The 19,403-nt window shown below is 68.2% G+C and carries 22 protein-coding genes; 16 read left to right on the plus strand and 6 right to left on the minus strand.

Annotated elements, in window-relative coordinates:
* Positions 1-92: 92 nt before the first annotated feature.
* Positions 93-1,499: an amidase gene (locus A5732_RS17725; RefSeq protein WP_076051712.1), complete on the plus strand. Its 1,407-nt coding sequence runs from the start codon at positions 93-95 to the stop codon at positions 1,497-1,499.
* Positions 1,500-1,541: 42 nt separating this feature from the next.
* On the opposite strand, the gene A5732_RS17730 is transcribed toward A5732_RS17725, so the two are convergent.
* Positions 1,542-1,961 carry a MarR family winged helix-turn-helix transcriptional regulator gene (locus tag A5732_RS17730; protein WP_064877890.1) on the minus strand — a complete coding sequence of 140 codons (420 nt, stop codon included), beginning with the start codon at positions 1,959-1,961 and terminating at the stop codon, positions 1,542-1,544.
* A 122-nt stretch (positions 1,962-2,083) separates the two neighbouring features.
* Between A5732_RS17730 and A5732_RS17735 the strand changes: the two genes are divergently transcribed.
* Both A5732_RS17735 and A5732_RS17740 read left to right on the plus strand, forming a co-directional pair.
* The gene (locus tag A5732_RS17735) at positions 2,084-2,497 is read left to right on the plus strand and encodes a ChaB family protein (RefSeq protein ID WP_076051714.1); all 414 of its coding nucleotides are present in this window, start codon (positions 2,084-2,086) and stop codon (positions 2,495-2,497) included.
* Positions 2,498-2,614: 117 nt separating this feature from the next.
* Positions 2,615-2,944 carry a DUF2795 domain-containing protein gene (locus A5732_RS17740; protein WP_076051715.1) on the plus strand — a complete coding sequence of 110 codons (330 nt, stop codon included), beginning with the start codon at positions 2,615-2,617 and terminating at the stop codon, positions 2,942-2,944.
* Positions 2,945-2,970: 26 nt separating this feature from the next.
* Here A5732_RS17740 and A5732_RS17745 read toward each other — a convergent pair whose 3' ends face one another.
* Together A5732_RS17745 and A5732_RS27360 are read right to left on the minus strand one after the other, a co-directional pair.
* Entirely contained in the window at positions 2,971-3,810 is an 840-nt protein-coding gene (locus A5732_RS17745) for an SDR family oxidoreductase (protein WP_076102890.1), read from the minus strand.
* 80 nt (positions 3,811-3,890) lie between these two features.
* Positions 3,891-4,067, minus strand: a complete 177-nt coding sequence (locus tag A5732_RS27360; RefSeq protein ID WP_170879970.1) for a hypothetical protein — start codon at positions 4,065-4,067, stop codon at positions 3,891-3,893.
* Positions 4,068-4,378: 311 nt separating this feature from the next.
* Here A5732_RS27360 and A5732_RS17750 point away from each other — a divergent pair, with 311 nt between their 5' ends.
* Positions 4,379-4,930, plus strand: a complete 552-nt coding sequence (locus A5732_RS17750; protein ID WP_076051717.1) for an MPT63 family protein — start codon at positions 4,379-4,381, stop codon at positions 4,928-4,930.
* Positions 4,931-5,025: 95 nt separating this feature from the next.
* Positions 5,026-5,964, plus strand: a complete 939-nt coding sequence (locus tag A5732_RS17755) for a lysophospholipid acyltransferase family protein (protein ID WP_076051718.1) — start codon at positions 5,026-5,028, stop codon at positions 5,962-5,964.
* 62 nt (positions 5,965-6,026) lie between these two features.
* Here the strand turns inward: A5732_RS17755 and A5732_RS17760 are convergent, their stop codons facing one another.
* Both A5732_RS17760 and mbp1 read right to left on the minus strand, forming a co-directional pair.
* A complete protein-coding gene (locus A5732_RS17760; protein WP_076102891.1) occupies positions 6,027-6,743 on the minus strand; it encodes a winged helix-turn-helix domain-containing protein in 717 nt (238 codons plus the stop codon).
* A 204-nt stretch (positions 6,744-6,947) separates the two neighbouring features.
* Positions 6,948-7,187, minus strand: a complete 240-nt coding sequence (gene mbp1 / locus A5732_RS17765; protein ID WP_007775289.1) for a microaggregate-binding protein 1 — start codon at positions 7,185-7,187, stop codon at positions 6,948-6,950.
* Positions 7,188-7,532: 345 nt separating this feature from the next.
* Between mbp1 and pyrH the strand changes: the two genes are divergently transcribed.
* The 6 genes from pyrH to A5732_RS17795 all read left to right on the plus strand — a co-directional run bounded on the left by pyrH (position 7,533) and on the right by A5732_RS17795 (position 12,466).
* The gene (gene pyrH, locus A5732_RS17770) at positions 7,533-8,330 is read left to right on the plus strand and encodes a UMP kinase (RefSeq protein ID WP_076102892.1); all 798 of its coding nucleotides are present in this window, start codon (positions 7,533-7,535) and stop codon (positions 8,328-8,330) included.
* Between the two features lie 64 nt (positions 8,331-8,394).
* The gene (gene frr / locus A5732_RS17775) at positions 8,395-8,952 is read left to right on the plus strand and encodes a ribosome recycling factor (RefSeq protein WP_007775283.1); all 558 of its coding nucleotides are present in this window, start codon (positions 8,395-8,397) and stop codon (positions 8,950-8,952) included.
* A gap of 30 nt (positions 8,953-8,982) precedes the next feature.
* Positions 8,983-9,912 carry a phosphatidate cytidylyltransferase gene (locus A5732_RS17780; RefSeq protein ID WP_076102893.1) on the plus strand — a complete coding sequence of 310 codons (930 nt, stop codon included), beginning with the start codon at positions 8,983-8,985 and terminating at the stop codon, positions 9,910-9,912.
* A gap of 33 nt (positions 9,913-9,945) precedes the next feature.
* Positions 9,946-11,040 carry a 23S rRNA (adenine(2503)-C(2))-methyltransferase RlmN gene (gene rlmN / locus A5732_RS17785; protein ID WP_076102894.1) on the plus strand — a complete coding sequence of 365 codons (1,095 nt, stop codon included), beginning with the start codon at positions 9,946-9,948 and terminating at the stop codon, positions 11,038-11,040.
* A 57-nt stretch (positions 11,041-11,097) separates the two neighbouring features.
* Complete coding sequence (locus A5732_RS17790) at positions 11,098-11,604, plus strand: protein disulfide oxidoreductase (protein ID WP_076051723.1); 507 nt, start codon at positions 11,098-11,100, stop codon at positions 11,602-11,604.
* A 1-nt stretch (position 11,605) separates the two neighbouring features.
* Positions 11,606-12,466 (plus strand): cytochrome c biogenesis CcdA family protein, encoded by an 861-nt coding sequence (locus A5732_RS17795; protein WP_076051724.1) that lies wholly within the window; start codon positions 11,606-11,608, stop codon positions 12,464-12,466.
* Between the two features lie 17 nt (positions 12,467-12,483).
* On the opposite strand, the gene A5732_RS17800 is transcribed toward A5732_RS17795, so the two are convergent.
* Positions 12,484-12,738: a DUF2631 domain-containing protein gene (locus A5732_RS17800; RefSeq protein WP_076051725.1), complete on the minus strand. Its 255-nt coding sequence runs from the start codon at positions 12,736-12,738 to the stop codon at positions 12,484-12,486.
* Between the two features lie 85 nt (positions 12,739-12,823).
* On the opposite strand from A5732_RS17800, the gene dxr reads away from it, so the two are divergent.
* The 5 genes from dxr to A5732_RS17825 all read left to right on the plus strand — a co-directional run bounded on the left by dxr (position 12,824) and on the right by A5732_RS17825 (position 19,392).
* The gene (gene dxr / locus A5732_RS17805) at positions 12,824-14,071 is read left to right on the plus strand and encodes a 1-deoxy-D-xylulose-5-phosphate reductoisomerase (RefSeq protein ID WP_076103029.1); all 1,248 of its coding nucleotides are present in this window, start codon (positions 12,824-12,826) and stop codon (positions 14,069-14,071) included.
* Positions 14,072-14,090: 19 nt separating this feature from the next.
* A complete protein-coding gene (locus tag A5732_RS17810) occupies positions 14,091-15,311 on the plus strand; it encodes a M50 family metallopeptidase (protein WP_076051726.1) in 1,221 nt (406 codons plus the stop codon).
* A 22-nt stretch (positions 15,312-15,333) separates the two neighbouring features.
* On the plus strand, positions 15,334-16,512 hold the full coding sequence (gene ispG / locus A5732_RS17815; protein ID WP_076051727.1) for a flavodoxin-dependent (E)-4-hydroxy-3-methylbut-2-enyl-diphosphate synthase: 1,179 nt from the start codon (positions 15,334-15,336) through the stop codon (positions 16,510-16,512).
* 48 nt (positions 16,513-16,560) lie between these two features.
* Complete coding sequence (locus A5732_RS17820; protein WP_064954441.1) at positions 16,561-17,415, plus strand: GNAT family N-acetyltransferase; 855 nt, start codon at positions 16,561-16,563, stop codon at positions 17,413-17,415.
* 162 nt (positions 17,416-17,577) lie between these two features.
* Positions 17,578-19,392, plus strand: a complete 1,815-nt coding sequence (locus A5732_RS17825; RefSeq protein WP_076102895.1) for a penicillin-binding transpeptidase domain-containing protein — start codon at positions 17,578-17,580, stop codon at positions 19,390-19,392.
* Positions 19,393-19,403: the final 11 nt, after the last annotated feature.

Genomic DNA, 19,403 nt, shown 5'->3' on the forward strand with positions numbered 1-19,403 from the left:
CGGGCCTGACCGCCCGGCACCGATACGGTCCGGGCCGCGCACGAGGCGGGAAACCTCCCAGCGGCACGGGTCCGCGGGTTAGCGTCTGTGCCATGCGACACGTGCACGCGTTCGGCGACGATGCCCTTGGCGACTTGGACGCGGTCGGCCTGGCCGACGCGCTGAAGTCCGGCCAGGTCGGCAGGGCCGAGGTGGTCGAGGCCGCGATCGCCCGTACCGAGGCCGTCGACCCGCTGCTGAACGGGTTGGCGTACGCCGCTTTCGAGCAAGCGCGGGCGGCCGCCGCCAACCCTCCGAGCGGTTACTTCGGTGGTGTCCCCACATTCATCAAGGACAACGTCGACGTCGCCGGGCAGCCCACGATGCACGGCACCGACGCGTGGACGAGCTGGAATGCCGTCGCGGACAGCGTCTTCACCGAGCTGTTCCTGGCCACCGGGCTGACCTCGGTGGGCAAGACGCAGCTGTCCGAGTTCGGGTTCAGCGCGTCGGCCGAGCATCCGCGGCTGGGCCCGGTCCGCAATCCATGGGACACCGACTACACCGCGGGCGCGTCGTCGTCGGGTTCGGGTGCGTTCGTCGCCGCCGGTGTGGTGCCGATGGCGCACGCCAACGACGGCGGCGGTTCCATCCGGATTCCCGCCGCCTGCAACGGGTTGGTCGGGCTCAAACCCTCGCGTGGGCGGCTACCGCTCGACCCGACGCTGCGCCGGATGCCGGTCGGCGTCGTCGCCAACGGGATGGTGAGCCGTTCGGTGCGCGATACCGCGGCCTTCTACCGCGAGGCCGAGCGGATCTGGCGCAACCCCAGACTGGCGCCCGTCGGGGACGTCACCGCCCCCGGCCGTCAGCGGTTGCGGATCGCGGTGCTGACCCGGTCGATACAGCGCGAAAGCAGTCCCCAGGTGCGGGAGCTGACGCTGAAGTCCGCCGGCCTGCTCGAGGAACTGGGCCACCGCGTCGAACACATCGACGAACCCCCGGTCGCCGCCAGTTTCGTCGACGACTTCGTCATGTACTGGGGATTTCTGGCGCTGGCCCAGGTGCGCGGCGGGCGGCACATGTTCGGCGAGACGTTCGATCGCAGCAAGCTGGACAGCCTGACCCTGGGTCTGCTGCGGCACACCAGCCGTAACATCCACCGCCTTCCCATGGCGATCGTGCGGCTGCGCCGGGCGCGCAGGCGCACCGCGCGGTTCTTCCGCATCTACGACGCCGTGCTCACGCCGACCCTGGCCGACGAGACGCCCCGCATCGGATTCCTGGCGCCCACCGACTACCAGCAGGTGATCAGCCGGCTGATCGACTGGGTGTCGTTCACCCCGCTGCACAACGTCACCGGCGAACCCGCGATCTCGCTGCCGCTGGCCCAGTCCGCCGACGGTATGCCGGTGGGCATGATGCTGTCGGCCGATGTGGGGCAGGAGGCGCTGCTGCTCGAATTGGCCTACGAGCTCGAAGAAGCCCAGCCCTGGGCGCGCATCCACGCCGCCGGGTGATCAGGCTGATGGCGGCGGGCCGGGTACGCCGCGCGCTCGCGGCTAGTCGGAGCCGAGTTTCTCGAGCATCCTTTTGAATTCGCGCTGCTGAGGTTCGGTGAGCTTGGCCAGGATGCGGGCGTCGGCGCCGCGGACTGCTCCCTCGGCGCGCTTGAGCAGGGCGCGGCCCTGGCCGGTCAGGTTGGCCGGGAGCGCGCGCCCCGAGGACACCGACGACGGGCGCGCCACCGCCCCGACCTCTTCGAGCTTGCGCAGCACCGTGTTCATCGCCTGCGGAGTGACATTGGTGTGGCGGGACAGCTCGGCGCTCGACATGCCCGGGAACATCGAAAGTATGCGCAGGCAAACGAATTCGGGCAGGGTCAGGCCCAGCGGGCCCAGCGCGGTGGCAACTTCGGGTCGCAACACCGCCCCCACCCGATACAGCAGGTAACCCAGCGGAGCGTCGTCGGCCTGAATCATGTCAACGATATTGACATATTTCCGCCGGACCGTTGCGCACATTGTTCACACCGTGATTGTCCGCGCCGCAACGGGGTAACCGACCGGTTACCCACAGCGCTTGCGGCACACGAGGAGGTTCGATGCCGAAGACGACGAAGGGCGGCGCGGCCAAAAAAAGCGAATTGCCCAGCACTCTGCAACGTTCCAGCGCCAAGGCCCAACGCACATTCGCGAAAACCCATGACGCGGCTGCCGACCAGTACGGCAGCGAAGAGCGCGCCCACCGGGCGGCGTATGCCGCTGTCAAGCACAGTTTCGAAAAAGTCGGCGACCACTGGGAGGCGAAGGACGAGAAGGGCCCATCCGATGAGCGGGCCGAGATCGGTGGCCTACGCCCAATTGGGCAGTCGGAAGAGGGCGTCGATGCCAACGCGAGCAAGAAGCACCTGCTCGACCTGGCCCGCCGCCTCGACATCGCGGGCCGGTCCACCATGAGCAAGCCGGAATTGGTCGACGCGATCAAGAAGCACAACCGCCGGGTCCGGGGCAGCTGACGGCCGCATCGCACGTCGAAACCGCTGGTAATTAGGCCGCTTTCGGCTCACCGGCCGGCCCGGCATTTCTGCGGCGGGGCCCGTTTAGGCGCCGGGTTACCGGGCACCCCGACCCCCATGGTTGCGTCTACTACTCCCACCCAGCTTCGCCAGTGCCTCAGCGATGTGGACTTTCCGGCGAACAAAGAGGACCTGCTCAGCGCGGCCGAGCGCAATGGCTGCGACGGCGAGACCGTCCGCGCCCTGCGTGCGGTTCCGCCGGAGACCTACGCCAACGTAGCTCAGGTCGCCGCGTCGGTCACCATCGCCGGCGACCGCGACGTTTCCGACGGGGACAAGGCCGCCGCGCGTTGCACCCACACCCAGCCCGGCCGGGCCGAAAGCGCGAAAGACATCCCCACCCAGAGCCCGATCGTCGACGAGTTGGGCGAGAATCGGGGCTCGTGAGCACCGCTGCGGAATAACGGTTTTCGCTAAAGGATCGGTCGTCCGCCGGTCACGGCCACCCGCGCCCCGGAGATGTAGCTCGCGTCATCGGAGGCCAACAGCACGTAGATCGGCGCGAGTTCGGCGGGCTGCCCGGCGCGTCCCAGTGGCACGTTGTCGCCGAAGGATTCCACGCTGTCCGGCGGCATGGTCGACGGGATCAACGGCGTCCATATCGGCCCGGGTGCCACGCTGTTGACGCGAATTCCCTTGTCGCCCAACAGCTGGGCCAGGCTTGCCGAGAAATTGGCGATGGCCGCCTTCGTCGCCGCATATGGCGCCAGGGTGGGATTGGGTGTATCGGAATTGACCGATGAGCTGCCGATGATCGACGAGCCGGGTCTCATGTGCGGCACGGCCGCCTTGGCGAGGTAGAAATACGCGCCGATGTTGAGCCGGAACGTGTACTCCCACTCCTCGTCGCTGATCTCGTCGAGGCTTTTGCGCATCATCTGGTAGGCGGAGTTGTTGACCAGGATGTCCACGCCACCCAACTCCTGCACCGCCCGGTCGACGACGGCGCGGCAGTGCGCAGGGTCGGAAAGATCGGCCGGCACGAGTACGCATTTGCGGCCGGCGTTGGTGACGTAGCGGGCGACCTCGCGCGCGTCGTCATCCTCGTTGAGGTAGGCGATCAGGACGTCGGCGCCCTCGCGTGCGAACGCAATGGCGACCGCGCGGCCAATGCCGCTGTCACCGCCGGTGATGATCGCCTTTTTGCCTAGCAGTTTGCCCGAGCCCTGGTAAGTGTTTTCACCACAGTCCGGAATCGGGTCCATCTCCGCCTGCACGCCGGGGACGGATTGTTGTTGCGCCACAAAGCCCATGCGTTTTCCTTTACGGATTGTCCGGGTGATTAACAATTCAGACGAGCCGTGCAAGCGGCCGGCTTTTACCGGCCACCGCTTTACGAATCGCGCGGTGCCGGGCCGGCCGTCGGGACATCCGGGTCGTCGTCGGCCGGCGGCTCCGGGTCGCGCCATTCCTCGCTGCGGCTGGAACGGTTACCGCGAACCGTGCCTTCCAATTCTTCCTTGAGCGCGTCGTCCTCGCGCGCACCGTGCTTGGAGCTTCCGCGTTCCACCTGACTGCCCCCTTCTGCGGCTGTCTCGGCTTGCCCACGCTGACACGCCAATTGCCAGGCGAAGGCCTCAGCGCACCGACTACCCGCCGGCACACCGCCTAATCGCAACTCCCGGCTGTGAGTATTGGTACAGGTGTTATTCGTGGTGCCAAAGTTGCTGTCCAAGAACGCAAACCCATTCCTGTGGCTAACCGGGCGATATAGGCCTTATGCGGGCGCAGATGTTTAAGGGGATGGTCGGATGGATATTTGCTGCAACTATGCGCATGCCCTTTCCGGGGGGCAATTGTTCTACATGAAAGGAATGAGCAATGAAGGTCACCAAGATTGCTGCGACAGCTGCCGCTGCCGGGGGTATAGCGGTGGCAAGCGTTTTCGCGGCGACGCCCGCGTCCGCCGCGCCCAACATTCAGGGCTTCGGCACCAGCGAGCAGCTCATCGATGGGCCACTCATCACCAACTACACGGTGAGCAACCTGCAGCCCAGCAACGTCGCCATCCCCGGCTACACGCCCAAGGGGACGCTGTACCAGGCTGATATCACCGCCAGGTCGGACGGCGGGCTCGTCACCCCGATGGTCAACGACTTCGTCGCCCGCGGCCCCAACGGCCAGAACTACCGGGTGATCGACAAGGTTGGTGTCCCGAACGGGCTCAACCCGGCACCCATCGCTCAGGGCAACGAGTCCACCGGCACGCTGTACTTCGACGTGACCGGTGCGCCCCCGAACGGCGTCGTCTACAACGACGGGATGCAGGACGTCCTGATGTGGACGTCAAACGTCCAGGGTGGCTCGGCGCCGGCCGCGCCGAACAGCCCGGCACCGGGTGCCCCACCTGCACCTGCACCGGCACACACCTAAACCGGCTGTGAAATCTCCCCGCGCCACGCCATGTGGCGCGGGGAGATTTGCGTGTGGGCGAATCATGGGCGCCCGAATCGGGTATGCGACTACCCATGAGTAACCCGGATCACAGACCGGCGCCGGTACGCGCTCAGGCGCGGCGGGTCGCCGAAGAAGCCCGCGAGGCGATGGAGGAACGACGCAGCAAGCAGAGCGGCGGGCTGAGCGGCTGGCTGGCCGAGCGGGCCGCGAGGTGGGATCTCTCCGGCCAGGACGAGACCACCCTGCAGCGACAGAAATATCTGTGGAATGTGCTGGTGGACTATTGGTTTCGGATGGAGATCGATGGCTGGGAGAACATCCCCGAGTCACCGCCCGCGCTGTTGGTGGGGATTCACTCCGGCGCTCCCTTCGTCTGGGATGCCTGGACCGTCGGCCTGCAATGGTGGCGGCGGTTCGGCCAGGACCGCACCCTGCACGGCACCGCCCACGATGCGCTGATGGCAATTCCGTTGTTCGGGAGGTACTTCCGGTCGATGGGGGTGCTGCCAGCCGCCCCCGATGCGATTGCCACCGCGCTGGCCGAGGGGCGTGACGTGGCGCTGTGGCCCGGTGGGGAAGTGGACTCACTGCGGCCGTGGACGGAGCGCGACCAGGCCAACCTGGCGGGGCGCACCGGCTTCGTCAAGATGGCGATTCGTGCGGGCGTGCCGATCGTGCCGATCGCCACAGTCGGCGGTGCCGACGCGATGCCGGTGTTGATCCGCGGGGACCGGTTGTCGAAAGCGCTACGCCTGGACCGCATCCTGCGGCTCAAGGTGTTTCCGTTGGCCGTCTCGTTGCCGTGGGGGATCGCGCCGGCGGCGCTGCCGCAGCTGCCCCTGCCGGCCAAGATCAGAACCCGGTTCATGCCCGCCGTGGAACTCGACAACGATCCCGCGCGGGCCGACGACGACCGATACGTCGACAGCAAATACCACGAGGTGCAAGACGCCATTCAGGAAGGAATGGATGCGCTCGCGCGCCGGCGCGCATTCCCATTCTTCGGCTGACGGGTCGCCAAAAGCGTTGCAGCCAACCGGGTTAGAGCCTTCCGGATGCACCGGACCGGTGGTCAGGTGAAGATCGGTGTCGGTGTCGGGGTCGCGTCGGCGACGATCCATTCGGGTTGCGGTGGCGTGGCTGCCCGGTAGCCGACGCCCCGGACGGTGTCGACCAGGAACTGGTGGCGGATACCCAGCTTGGCGCGCAGCCGCCGGATGTGCACGTCTACCGTACGGACCTTGCCGGTGCTGTCGTAGCCCCACGCCTCCCGCATCAACCGGGTCCGGGTGAATGCCTGACCGGGATGCTGTACAAGGAAATTCAACAATTTGAACTCGGTGAGGGTCAGGCCCAGGTCGTTGCCGTCCAGCGTGGCGGTGAAACTGGCCGGATGCAGCAGAAGGTCGCCGAATTTCAGCGTGCCGTCGACCACGCTGCGCCGGCGTCCGATGGCAAGGCGCATCCGTGCCTGCAATTCTTCGGCACCGGTGCCGGGCAGCATCACGTCATCGAAATTGCAGTCGACATCGACCGCGGCGCAATCGGCCGGGGCTACCAGGGCCACCACCGCGGTACCGGGATTGTCGGCCGTCAGTCGATGGCTGACGGCCTGGGCCACCGCCATATTGCTGCGCGCGTCGATGATCGCGATGTCGGCTGTGGCGAAGTGCCCGTCGGGCTCGGCCGCCAGGGTGATGCGGCGCATCGGCTGCGCGAACGTCGCCAAATCCGGTAGGGCCGACTCGAAATCGTCCTCATCGGTGAGCACCACCACGTCCAATGACATCTCCAAACCTCGTAACGTCCCGGCTTCCCCCCCGGTCCGTAGGCACCTCTGCGGAGATGTCTTACAGCGCTACGCCTGGATACCCGTCCCGCCGAAAACTATGCAAAGCTATGCAAACTCAGGCTGTGTTTCGTCCGAGTCGGTCGGACAGAAAGTCGATGGGCCCGACCCGTTTTCACGGACCGGGCCCATCGCTACAGCGTGTTACTGGTTGTCCTTCTGGCGCTCCTCGGCCGCCTTGGCGCCGCCGCGCGCGGCCTCGGCTTCGGCTTCCTTCTTCGCCGCGTCGCGCTGCGCATCGGCCTTGTCCTGCTGCGCCTGGCCCTCGCGGGTGAGGTCATCACGACCGGCCACCGCGCCTACGGCCTCCTTGGCCTTACCTTTGACGTCCTCGACGACGCCCTTCACAGCTTCGGCAGGTCCCGACTTGTTTTCTTCAGCCATGGAAGTACTCCTCCTCGTTGGCGTACTGCGAGCGATTCACGCTCAACGGCGATCGCAAGCGATCGATCCGGTCATACGGCGAGGCCGGTCCTTGTTGCTCAAGACCGCATATTTCTGCCGCGTTGATGCGGATTCCCATGGCAACCATCGCTCAAACGCGGGCCCGAGGAAAGCACGCGGGCGCCGGCCTATTCCGGTACCGGGAGACTCGAAAATTGGTCCGGCGCGCCAACAATGCGCATAATGCACCCCGCCGACGCCGCATTGTGCTGCGATGAGGCAGGATGTGAAATGCCGTTCCGGGATGGAGATCGCCCGGGATGGCACTCTCATGCGAGGAGTCTGATGACGGAGTCCAGGGAGCCCCAAGTCGCCGGCTCGGCGGCTCCGAGGCCGGAGCCGGCCGGCAACGGCGTATCCGGCCAGCCACCGAGCCGGGCCAGGTATTCGCGAGTGCTGCTCAAGCTCGGCGGCGAGATGTTCGGCGGCGGCCAGGTCGGCCTGGATCCCGATGTCGTGGCGCGGGTGGCTCGGCAGATCGCCGAGGTGGTCCGCGGCGGTGTCCAGGTCGCCGTGGTGATCGGCGGGGGCAACTTCTTCCGGGGCGCGCAGCTTCAGCAGCGCGGCATGGAACGCACCCGGTCGGACTACATGGGCATGCTGGGCACCGTCATGAACAGCCTCGCGCTGCAAGACTTTCTGGAGAAGGAAGGCATCGTCACCCGGGTCCAGACCGCGATCACCATGGGCCAGGTGGCCGAGCCCTATCTGCCGTTGCGCGCCGTACGCCACCTGGAGAAGGGCCGCGTGGTGATCTTCGGGGCCGGCATGGGGCTGCCCTACTTCTCCACCGACACCACCGCCGCTCAGCGCGCCCTGGAGATCGGTGCCGAGGTGGTCTTGATGGCCAAGGCGGTCGACGGCGTGTTCGATGCGGATCCGCGGCAGCATCCCGATGCCGAATTGATCGCCGCGATCAGTCACCGTGAGGTGATCGACCGCGGGCTACGAGTGGCCGATGCCACCGCGTTCAGCCTGTGCATGGACAATGGCATGCCGATCCTGGTGTTCAACCTGCTGACCAATGGCAATATCGCCCGGGCGGTCGCTGGTGAGAAAATCGGGACTCTGGTCACCACCTGAGGGGAAACGCGATGACTTGCGCGTGCGAGGATGCGCAGCGCAGCAATGAGGAGGAGCGGCGCACATGATCGACGAGGCTCTCTTCGACGCGGAAGAGAAAATGGAGAAGGCCGTTGCGGTCGCCCGCGACGACTTGTCGACCATCCGGACCGGGCGCGCCAACCCGGGCATGTTCTCGAGGATCGTGATCGACTACTACGGAACGGCCACGCCCATCACGCAGCTGGCCAGCATCAACGTGCCCGAGGCGCGCCTCGTCGTCATCAAGCCCTACGAGGCCAGCCAGGTGGGCGCGATCGAGACCGCGATCCGCAACTCCGACCTCGGCGTCAACCCCACCAACGACGGCACCCTGATCCGGGTGGCGGTGCCGCAGCTCACCGAGGAACGGCGCCGGGAGCTGGTCAAGCAGGCCAAGAGCAAGGGTGAGGACGCCAAGGTCTCGGTGCGCAACATCCGCCGCAAGGCGATGGAGGAGCTGCATCGCATCCGCAAGGATGGCGAGGCCGGCGAGGACGAGGTCGGCCGGGCCGAAAAGGACCTGGACAAGACCACACATCAATACACCACACAGATCGAAGAGCTGGTCAAGCACAAAGAAGGCGAGCTGTTGGAGGTCTAGGGACCTCAGCAGCTAAGTCCATCCAGACCAGTGGCAACCCCCGAACCCGGCGCCGGCGACCCGCCCGACAATCACTCGCGCGCCGCCAAGGAGACGATCCGGCAGCCGGGCAAGAAGACATCGCGGGCCGGACGCGACCTGCGCGCCGCGATCGCGGTGGGGGCCGGTATCGGCGGCGTCCTGGTCGTGACGCTGGTGTTCGCCCCACGCTTCTGGGTTCCGATCGTCGCCCTGGCCATCGTGGTGGCCACCCACGAAGTGGTTCGGCGGTTGCGCGAAGCCGGCTACGTCATACCCGTCATCCCGCTGCTGGCCGGGGGCCAGCTCACCGTCTGGCTGACCTGGCCGTTCCACGCCGCGGGCGCCCTGGCCGGCTTCGGTGTCACCGTGGTGGTCTGCAACGTGTGGCGGCTGTTCATGCAGGACAACAGCAGACGGCCGGAGCCGTTCGACGGCTCGCCCTCGGCCAACTACCTCCGGGACGCCTCGGCCACCGTGTTCCTGGCCGCCTGGGTGCCGCTGTTCGCGTCCTTCGGCGTGCTGCTGGTCTACCCGCACGACGGCGCCGGGCGGGTGTTCTGCCTGATGATCACAGTCGTCGCCTCCGACACCGGCGGTTATGCCGTGGGGGCGCTCTTCGGCAAGCACCCGATGGTTCCGGCGATCAGCCCCAAGAAGTCGTGGGAGGGATTCGCGGGTTCCCTGGTGTTCGGAATCACCGCGGCGACCCTGACGGCGACCTTCCTGGCCGGCAAACCGTGGTGGATCGGCGTGCTGCTGGGTGTCGTCCTGGTGCTGACCAGCACGCTTGGCGATCTGGTGGAGTCGCAGGTCAAGCGCGACCTCGGCATCAAGGACATGGGCCGGCTGCTACCCGGCCACGGCGGCCTGATGGATCGGCTCGATGGCGTCCTGCCGTCGGCGGTCGCGGCCTGGACGGTGCTGACACTCGTTCCCTAGGCAGTCCCGAACGTGACCGATACTGGACAGGTCATGGTTCAACAATTGGTGTTCTCCGAGCCGCGGCGCGCCAAGCCGCCGCGGCACCTGGCCGACCTCGATGAGGACGGCCGCGCGTCGGCCGTCGCGGACCTGGGCCTGCCGGCGTTTCGCGCCAAGCAGTTGGCGCATCAGTACTACGGCCGGCTGATCGCCGATCCGCGGCAGATGACCGACCTTCCGGCGGGCTTGCGCGACGCCATCGCCGAGACGATGTTTCCGATCCTGCTCACCGCGGCCTCCGAGGTGACCTGCGATGCGGGCCAGACCCGAAAGACGTTGTGGCGCGCGCTCGATGGGGTCACCGTCGAGTCGGTGCTGATGCGCTATCCGCAACGCAACACCGTGTGCATCTCGTCGCAGGCCGGCTGCGGCATGGCCTGTCCGTTCTGCGCGACGGGCCAGGGCGGGCTGACCCGCAACCTGTCGACGGCCGAGATCCTCGAGCAGGTGCGTGCCGGCGCCGCGGCCCTGCGCGACGACTTCGGGGACCGGCTGTCCAACGTGGTGTTCATGGGCATGGGGGAGCCGCTGGCCAACTACGCCCGCGTGGTCGCCGCGGTGCGGCGCATCATCGCCGCGCCGCCACACGGCTTCGGCATCTCGGCCCGTTCGGTGACGGTGTCGACGGTGGGCCTGGCCCCCGCCATCCGCAAACTCGCCGACGAACGGCTCGGCGTCACGCTTGCGCTGTCGCTGCACGCGCCCGACGACGAACTGCGCGACACGCTGGTGCCGGTCAACAACCGGTGGAAGATCACCGAGGCCCTCGACGCCGCACGGTATTACGCCGACGTCACCGGGCGGCGGGTGTCGGTGGAGTACGCGTTGATCCGTGATGTCAACGACCAGCCTTGGCGCGCAGACCTTTTGGGGCAGCGCCTGCATCGTGCGCTCGGACCGCTGGTGCACGTGAACCTGATTCCGCTCAACCCGACCCCGGGAAGTGAGTGGGACGCCAGCCCCAAGGCGGTCGAGCGGGAGTTCGTCCGGCGCGTCCGCGGCAAGGGGGTGTCCTGCACGGTGCGCGACACCCGCGGCCGCGAGATCAGCGCCGCCTGCGGGCAGCTGGCCGCCGAGCGCGGATGAACCGGGAGGGCGACCCGCACGTCTTTAAGACATAACGCCAGCAAACGGGGGTGCGTCATGATTCGCCTGTTCTCTCCGCTCAGGTTGTTTGCTGCGGCCGTTTTCGCCGCCGCACTGATATTCGTGCTGGGCGGTTCGCCACGCGCGCTGGCCGCGGACGACCGGCTGCAATTCACCGGGACGACGCTCAGCGGCGCGCCGTTCAACGGCGCCAGTTTGCAGGGCAAGCCCGCGGTGCTGTGGTTCTGGGCGCCGTTCTGCCCGTTCTGCAACGCCGAGGCCCCCGGCGTCAGCCAGGTGGCGCGGGCAAATCCCGGCGTCACCTTCGTCGGCGTCGCCGGGCACTCGGACGTCGGCGCTGAACAGGCCTTCGTCTCCAAGTACGGCCTGAACTTCACCAACCTCAACGACGCCGACGGGTCCATCTGGGCCCGCTACAACGTGCCCTGGCAGCCCGCCTACGTGTTCTACCGCGCGGACGGCAGCTCGACGTTCGTCAACAACCCGACCTCGGCGATGTCACAGCAGGAGCTCTCCGACCGGGTCTCCGCCCTGAGGTCCTGACTTGGCGGACCAGGGTCTGGTCGGCCTGGCCTTCGCCGCCGGGCTGGTGGCCGCGCTGAACCCGTGTGGGTTCGCCATGCTGCCCGCCTACCTGCTGCTGGTGGTGCGCGGCCAGCGTGCCGGGGCCTCGTCGGGTCTGACGGCCGCCGGGCGGGCGCTGGCGGCCACCGCCGGGATGGCGCTGGGCTTCCTGACGGTGTTCGGCGTGTTCGGCGCGCTGACCATCTCGGCGGCGACGACCGTGCAGCGGTACCTGCCCTACGCCACCGTGGTCGTCGGCTTGGTCCTGATCGGGCTCGGGGTGTGGCTGCTGTCCGGCCGGGCGCTGTCGGCACTGACCCCGAGGCCGCTGGGGCCGCGGTGGGCTCCCACCGCCCGGCTGGGCTCCATGTACGGCTACGGCATCAGCTACGCGATCGCCTCGCTGTCATGCACCGTTGGGCCGTTTCTGGCCGTCACCGGCGCCGGCCTGCGCGGGGGATCGATCGCCACCGGCGTGGCGGTCTACCTCGCCTACACCGCGGGGCTGACGCTGGTGGTCGGGGTGCTCGCGGTGGCCGCGGCGACGGCGAGCTCGGCGATGGTGGACCGGCTGCGCCGCATGCTGCCGCTCGTCAACCGGATCGGCGGCGCGTTGCTGGTTCTCGTCGGCCTCTACGTGGCCTATTACGGCAGCTACGAGGTGCGTCTGTTCGGCGCGAACGGCAATCCGCAGGACGCGGTGATCGGCGCGGCCGGGCGGCTGCAGGGCGCGGTGGCCGGCTGGGTGCATCAGCACGGGGGGTGGCCATGGGTGTTCGCCGTGGTCGCGCTGGCGGCCGTCGTGATCGGCGGCGCCTGGCATCGCCGGGCCCACCGCTAGGCAGACGGGCTGACCCGCTACCTGATCCAGCCGCGGCGGCGGCCCCACAGGTCGCGGATCAGCGCGACGAGGATCAGCGCCGCGAACCCGATCAGGAACCAGTTCTCGATGTGGCCGACGTGGTTGCCGCGCAGCATCGCCAGCAGGAATCCGAAGCCGATCAGGCCGGCGATGTGCCAGGTCCGGTGGTTGATCCTGCTCCAACCCCACGCTGCCGACGGCACCTCGACTTCGTCGACGCCGTTGAAGCGCTCCACCTCGGTACTGGCCACGGCGCATCCCTTTCGGATCGGATTGGCTTGTCGAACCCAAATTCTGGCATACCCGCTCGCGGGCTTGCGGGGCATGGCCCGGCACATGGCCCCGGCCGGTGCCGGGCGGCACAATGAATGGGTGACCAAGCCGACGACCGATGGGCAAACGCGGGAGCGCCTGCGCGTGCTGGTGCTGGGCAGCACCGGTTCCATCGGCACCCAGGCGTTGGACGTCATCGCCGCCAATCCGGACCGCTTCGAGGTGGTCGGTCTGGCCGCGGGCGGCGCCAACCTGGACACGCTGCTGCGGCAGCGTGCCGAGACCGGTGTGATTAACATCGCGGTCGCCGACGAGGGCGCGGCGCAGCGGGCCGGCGACATCCCGTTCTCCGGCCCCGAAGCCGCGACCCGGCTGGTGCAGGAGACCGAGGCCGACGTCGAGCTGACCGCGCTGGTGGGGGCGTTGGGGCTGCGGCCCACTTTGGCCGCGCTGGAATCGGGCGCCCGGCTGGCGCTGGCCAACAAGGAATCGTTGATCGCCGGCGGTCCGCTGGTGCTGCGGGCCGCCGAGCCGGGGCAGATCGTGCCGGTGGACTCCGAACATTCCGCGCTGGCGCAGTGCCTGCGCGGCGGGAGCCCCGACGAAGTCGCCAAGCTGGTGCTGACCGCATCCGGCGGCCCGTTCCGCGGCTGGACGGCCGCCCAGCTCGAGGACGTCACCCCGGAGCAGGCGGGCGCCCATCCGACGTGGTCGATGGGCCCGATGAACACGCTGAACTCGGCGTCGCTGGTCAACAAGGGGCTGGAGCTGATCGAGACGCACCTGCTATTCGGCATCCCGTACGACCGCATCGAGGTGGTCGTGCACCCTCAGTCGATTGTTCATTCGATGGTCACGTTCGTGGACGGCTCGACGCTGGCCCAGGCCAGCCCGCCGGACATGAAGCTGCCGATCTCGCTGGCCCTGGGCTGGCCGCAGCGGGTCCCCGGCGCGGCCGCCAGCTGCGACTTCAGCACGGCGTCTAGCTGGGAATTCGAGCCGCTGGACGACGACGTTTTCCCGGCCGTCGAGCTGGCCCGGCACGCCGGGCAGACCGGGGGCTGCATGACCGCCGTCTACAACGCGGCCAACGAGGAGGCGGCGGAGGCCTTCCTCGCGGGCCGGGTCGGGTTCCCCGCGATTGTCAAAACTATCGCCGACGTGCTGCACGCCGCCGACCAATGGGCCGTTTCACCCGCTAACGTGGATGAGGTACTCGATGCGCAGCGCTGGGCACGTGACCGGGCGCAGCGTGCCGTCGCGCAAGCCCAGCCCGCCAAGGTGTCAGCAAAAGCCTCCGGAGTGGTGTGAGAAAGGTCCTCGCAGCCAAATGATGTTCGTCATCGGCATTGTGCTGTTCGCACTGGCCATCCTGATCTCGGTGGCCCTGCACGAGTGCGGGCACATGTGGGTTGCGCGCGCGACAGGCATGAAGGTGCGGCGCTACTTCGTCGGCTTCGGTCCCACCCTGTGGTCGACCCGGCGCGGTGAAACCGAGTACGGCCTCAAGGCGGTTCCGCTGGGCGGCTTCTGCGACATCGCCGGCATGACGTCGGTGGAGGAGCTGGCGCCCGACGAGACCGAGCGCGCAATGTTCAAGCAGAAGGTCTGGAAGCGGGTCGCGGTGCTGTTCGCCGGGCCCGCCGCGAACTTCGTCATCTGCCTGGTGCTGCTCTACGGCATCGCGCTGATCTGGGGGCTGCCGAATCTGCATCCGCCGACCCGGGCGGTCGTCGGCGAAACCGCTTGTGTGGCACCGGAAGTGGCGCCCGGCAAGATCGCGGACTGCACCGGGGCCGGGCCGGCGGCGCTCGCCGGAATCCGGCCGGGCGACGTGATCGTCAAGGTGGGCGACACCCCGGTGTCGACCTTCGAGGACATGGCCGCCGCCATCCGTAAGGCGCACGGCACCGTTCCGATCGTCGCCGAGCGCAACGGCACTGCGATCACCACCTACGTCGACGTCACCCCCACTCAGCGCTACCTGACCACCGGGACCAACGGGCAGGGCGGCCAGCAGCCCTCGACGGTCGGCGCCATCGGCGTCGGTGCGGTCAAGGTCGCGCCGACGCACTACGGGGTGTTCACGGCGATCCCGGCCACCGTCGCATTCGCCGGTGACCTCACCGGCGAGGTCGGCAAGGCGCTCGTCGCGATCCCGACGAAGGTCGGTGCGCTGGTGCACGCCATCGGCGGCGGCCAGCGCGACCCGCAGACGCCGATGAGCGTCGTCGGCGCCAGCATCATCGGCGGCGACACCGTCGACCACGGGTTGTGGGTGGCGTTCTGGTTCTTCCTGGCCCAGCTGAACCTCATCCTGGGTGCGATCAACCTGGTGCCGCTGCTGCCCTTCGACGGCGGCCACATCGCCATCGCGGTGTTCGAGAAGATCCGCAACCTGGTTCGGTCGGCCCGCGGCATGGTGGCGGCCGCGCCGGTGAACTACCTCAAGCTCATGCCGGCGACGTACGTCGTGCTGGTGTTCGTGGTCGGCTACATGCTGCTGACCGTGACCGCCGATCTGGTCAACCCGATCAGGCTCTTCCAATGACGAAACCGAAGGAATCAACACAGTGACCATTGGCCTGGGCATGCCGCAGACTCCGGCGCCCACGCTTGCTCCCCGGCGTACCACGCGCCAACTGATGGTCCGCGACGTCGGGGTCGGCAGCGACTATCCGATTTCGGTGCAGTCGATGTGCACCACCAAGACGCATGACGTCAACACGACGCTGCAGCAGATCGCCGAGCTGACCGCGGCCGGCTGCGACATCGTCCGGGTGGCCTGCCCGCGTCAGGAGGACGCCGACGCGCTGGCCGAGATCGCCCGGCACAGCCAGATCCCGGTCATCGCAGACATCCACTTCCAGCCCAAGTACATCTTCGCCGCCATCGACGCCGGATGCGCCGCGGTGCGGGTAAACCCCGGCAACATCAAGGAATTCGACGGCAGGGTGGGCGAGGTCGCCAAGGCCGCCGGCGCGGCCGGCATCCCGATTCGCATCGGCGTCAACGCGGGCTCGCTGGACAAGCGGTTCATGGAGAAATACGGCAAGGCCACCCCCGAGGCGCTGGTCGAGTCCGCGCTGTGGGAGGCCTCACTGTTCGAAGAGCACGGCTTCGGCAACATCAAGATCAGCGTCAAACACAACGACCCGGTGGTGATGGTCGCCGCCTACGAGCAGCTGGCCGAGCAGTGCGACTACCCGCTGCATCTCGGGGTCACCGAGGCCGGTCCGGCCTTCCAGGGCACTATCAAGTCCGCGGTCGCCTTCGGCGCGCTGCTGTCGCGCGGCATCGGCGACACCATCCGGGTGTCGCTGTCGGCGCCGCCGGTCGAGGAAGTCAAGGTCGGCATCCAGATCCTCGAGTCGCTGAACCTGCGGCCGCGCGGGCTGGAGATCGTGTCGTGCCCGTCGTGCGGTCGCGCCCAGGTCGACGTGTACACCCTCGCCAACGCGGTGAGCGCCGGCCTGGACGGTCTGGACGTGCCGCTGCGCGTCGCCGTGATGGGCTGCGTCGTCAACGGCCCGGGGGAGGCCCGCGAGGCCGACCTCGGCGTCGCGTCCGGAAATGGCAAGGGCCAGATCTTCGTTCGCGGCGAGGTTATCAAGACCGTTCCCGAATCGCAGATTGTCGAGACGTTGATCGAAGAGGCACAGCGGCTCGCCGCTGAAATGGATCCAGAGATGAACGGCGATAACGGGCCGGAAACAACATCCAGCGGTTCACCTGTTGTCACCGTAAGCTGATACACGCCAGCGCCGGTCTAAGAGTTCGCAACACAGAGAGTTCGCCATATGTCGGCTCCGCCCCTGTTCCGCCTTGTCGGTGAGCGACGGGTGTCCGTGGTGCGCGACGCGGCCGCGGTTTGGCGGGTGCTCGACGACGATCCCGTCGGGTCGTGCATGGTCGCCGCCCGGGTGGCCGACCACGGCATCGACCCCAATTCGATCGGCGGCGAACTGTGGACGTTGCGCGGTGCCGACGAATCGCTGTGCTTCGCCGGCGCCAACCTGATCCCGCTGCGCGGCGCGCCGGCCGACCTGAGCGCGTTCGCCGACGAGGCGATGCGCGGCACGCGGCGCTGCTCGTCTCTGGTCGGCAGGGCCGATCTGGTGATGCCGATGTGGGAGCGGCTCGAGGCGGCCTGGGGCCCGGCCCGGGATGTGCGCGACCACCAGCCGCTGCTGGCGTTGTCCAACCACCCCAGCTGCGAGCTGGATCCCGGTGTGCGGCAGGTCCGGCCCGAGGAGCTGGACGCCTACCTGGTGGCCGCCGTCGACATGTTCATCGGCGAAGTGGGCGTCGACCCGCGGCTCGGCGACGGCGGCCGCGGCTATCGGCGGCGGGTGGCCAGCCTGATCACGGCCGGGCGGGCCTGGGCGCGGTTCGAGCACGGCCAGGTCGTCTTCAAGGCCGAGGTGGGCTCGCAGTCCCCGGGCGTGGGCCAGATCCAGGGGGTATGGGTGCACCCGGAGTGGCGCGGGCTGGGCCTGGGTACCGCCGGCACCGCGACGGTCGCCGCGGTGATCGTCGGCACCGGGCGCACCGCCAGCCTCTACGTCAACGACTTCAACACGGTGGCGCGCGCCGCCTACGCCCGAGTGGGCTTCACCGAGATCGGCACCTTCGCGACGGTGCTGCTCGACTAGCGGTCACCCCTAGCCTGCGAGTGTGCGGCCGCCCGCACGCTCGGCACCGAATGTGCGGCTGCCCGCACATTCGCGCAGGGGGCGGCCCCAATCCGCGCATAACGGTCGGATCTCGGTGTGTCGGCGCCGCAGTTCAGGCCACAGTTCTTAACATTTGCACCGATGGCAACTAGAACAACAATGGCCTCATCCGCCTCAGGCTTGCTGCTGGTCGCGGTCATCGTCCTGTCCGGATGCACGCCCCGGCCCGACGGGCCGGGCCCGGCGGCGGAGAAGTTCTTCCGCGCCCTGGCCGTTGGCGACACCGCGACCGCCGCGCAGCTCAGCGACAGCCCCAATGAGGCCCGCGAGGCGCTCAACGCGGCCTGGTCCGGCCTGCAGGCATCCCACCTCGACGCGCAGATCCTCAACGCCAAGTACGCCGAGGACAGCGGCACCGTCGGCTACCGGTTCACCTGGCACCTGCCCAAGAACCGGACCTGGACCTACGACGGCCAGCTGCGGATGGCGCGCGACGAGGGGCACTGGGCGGTGCGGTGGGCCACCAGCGCGCTGCACGCCAAGCTGGGCGAGCACCAGACGTTCGCGCTGCGGGCCGACCGGCCGCACCGCGCCTCGGTGAACGAGCTCGGCGGCAGCGACGTGCTGGTGCCCGGCTACCTGTACCACTACACGCTGGACGCCACGCAGGCCGGCCCCGCACTGTTCAACACGGCCCACGCGATCGTCGACGTGCTGCACCCCTTCAACGGGGCCCTCAACGACCCGCAGCTGCTCGCCGAGCAGGCCAGCTCGACACCCCACCCGGTGGACCTGGGCGTGACGCTGCACCCCGACGACAACGACAAGGTGTCCGCGCTGGTCGGGCATCTGCCCGGCGTCGTGGTCACCCCCCAGCCCGAAATGCTGCCCACCGACCCGCATTTCGCGCCGGCGGTCATGTCCGCGGTGAAGAAGGCCGTGGTCGACCAACTCGACGGCCAGGCGGGCTGGCGGGTAGTGAGCGTCAACCAGAACGGCGTCGAGGTCGAGGTGCTGCACGAGGTCGAAGGGTCGCCGGCGCCGTCGGTGTCGATCACCCTGGACCGGGTCGTGCAGAACGCCGCCCAGCGCGCGGTCGACAACAAGGGCGGCAAGGCGATGATCGTCGTGATCAAGCCGTCGACCGGGGAGATCCTCGCGATCGCACAGAACGGCGCGGCCGACGCGGACGGTTTGCCCGCCACCAACGGCCTGTTCCCACCGGGGTCGACGTTCAAGATGATCACCGCCGGGGCGGCCGTCGACCGTGACATGGCCACGCCCAACTCGATGCTCGGCTGCCCGGGCCACCTCGACATCGGGCACCGCACGGTGCCCAACTACGGCGGCTTCGACCTCGGCGTGGTTTCGCTGTCTCGCGCGTTCGCCAGCTCATGCAACACCACCTTCGCGGAGCTGAGCAGCCGGATGCCGCCGCGCGGTCTGACCCAGACGGCCGCCCAATATGGGATGGGCCTCGACTACACGGTGGACGGCGTCACCACGGTGACGGGGTCGGTGCCCCCGACGGTGGACCTGGCCGAACGCACGGAGGACGGCTTCGGTCAGGGCAAGGTGCTGGCCAGCCCGTTCGGCATGGCCCTGGTGGCGGCCACGGTCGCCGCCGGCAAGACACCCGTGCCCCAACTGATCGTGGGCCGGCAGACGGCGGTCCAGGGGGACACCACACCGATCAGCCCGAAGATGATCGATGCGCTGCGGCCGATGATGCGTCTGGTGGTGACCAACGGGACCGCCAAGGAGATCGCGGGCTGCGGCGAGATCTACGGAAAGACCGGTGAGGCCGAGTTCCCGGGCGGATCGCATTCCTGGTTCGCCGGATACCGGGGCGACCTGGCCTTCGCCTCGCTGATCGTGGGAGGCGGCAGCTCCGAGTGGGCGGTCCGGATGACCAAGTTCATGTTCGAAACGCTGCCGCCGAACTTCCTGGCCTGACGCCCGCGGGC

Origin of the sequence: Mycobacterium colombiense, from assembly GCF_001953985.1 — a bacterium.
Lineage (GTDB): Bacteria > Actinomycetota > Actinomycetes > Mycobacteriales > Mycobacteriaceae > Mycobacterium > Mycobacterium colombiense_B.

Excerpts from the sequence above, each read along its gene's own strand:
- A5732_RS17725 (WP_076051712.1), top strand. The coding sequence starts at position 93 with ATGCGACACGTGCACGCGTTCGGCGACGATGCCCTTGGCGACTTGGAC.
- A5732_RS17730 (WP_064877890.1), bottom strand. The coding sequence starts at position 1,961 with ATGATTCAGGCCGACGACGCTCCGCTGGGTTACCTGCTGTATCGGGTG.
- A5732_RS17735 (WP_076051714.1), top strand. The coding sequence starts at position 2,084 with ATGCCGAAGACGACGAAGGGCGGCGCGGCCAAAAAAAGCGAATTGCCC.
- A5732_RS17740 (WP_076051715.1), top strand. The coding sequence starts at position 2,615 with ATGGTTGCGTCTACTACTCCCACCCAGCTTCGCCAGTGCCTCAGCGAT.
- A5732_RS17745 (WP_076102890.1), bottom strand. The coding sequence starts at position 3,810 with ATGGGCTTTGTGGCGCAACAACAATCCGTCCCCGGCGTGCAGGCGGAG.
- A5732_RS17750 (WP_076051717.1), top strand. The coding sequence starts at position 4,379 with ATGAAGGTCACCAAGATTGCTGCGACAGCTGCCGCTGCCGGGGGTATA.
- A5732_RS17755 (WP_076051718.1), top strand. The coding sequence starts at position 5,026 with ATGAGTAACCCGGATCACAGACCGGCGCCGGTACGCGCTCAGGCGCGG.
- A5732_RS17760 (WP_076102891.1), bottom strand. The coding sequence starts at position 6,743 with ATGTCATTGGACGTGGTGGTGCTCACCGATGAGGACGATTTCGAGTCG.
- mbp1 (WP_007775289.1), bottom strand. The coding sequence starts at position 7,187 with ATGGCTGAAGAAAACAAGTCGGGACCTGCCGAAGCTGTGAAGGGCGTC.
- pyrH (WP_076102892.1), top strand. The coding sequence starts at position 7,533 with ATGACGGAGTCCAGGGAGCCCCAAGTCGCCGGCTCGGCGGCTCCGAGG.
- frr (WP_007775283.1), top strand. The coding sequence starts at position 8,395 with ATGATCGACGAGGCTCTCTTCGACGCGGAAGAGAAAATGGAGAAGGCC.
- rlmN (WP_076102894.1), top strand. The coding sequence starts at position 9,946 with ATGGTTCAACAATTGGTGTTCTCCGAGCCGCGGCGCGCCAAGCCGCCG.
- A5732_RS17790 (WP_076051723.1), top strand. The coding sequence starts at position 11,098 with ATGATTCGCCTGTTCTCTCCGCTCAGGTTGTTTGCTGCGGCCGTTTTC.
- dxr (WP_076103029.1), top strand. The coding sequence starts at position 12,824 with ATGGCCCCGGCCGGTGCCGGGCGGCACAATGAATGGGTGACCAAGCCG.
- A5732_RS17810 (WP_076051726.1), top strand. The coding sequence starts at position 14,091 with ATGATGTTCGTCATCGGCATTGTGCTGTTCGCACTGGCCATCCTGATC.
- A5732_RS17820 (WP_064954441.1), top strand. The coding sequence starts at position 16,561 with ATGTCGGCTCCGCCCCTGTTCCGCCTTGTCGGTGAGCGACGGGTGTCC.
- A5732_RS17825 (WP_076102895.1), top strand. The coding sequence starts at position 17,578 with ATGGCAACTAGAACAACAATGGCCTCATCCGCCTCAGGCTTGCTGCTG.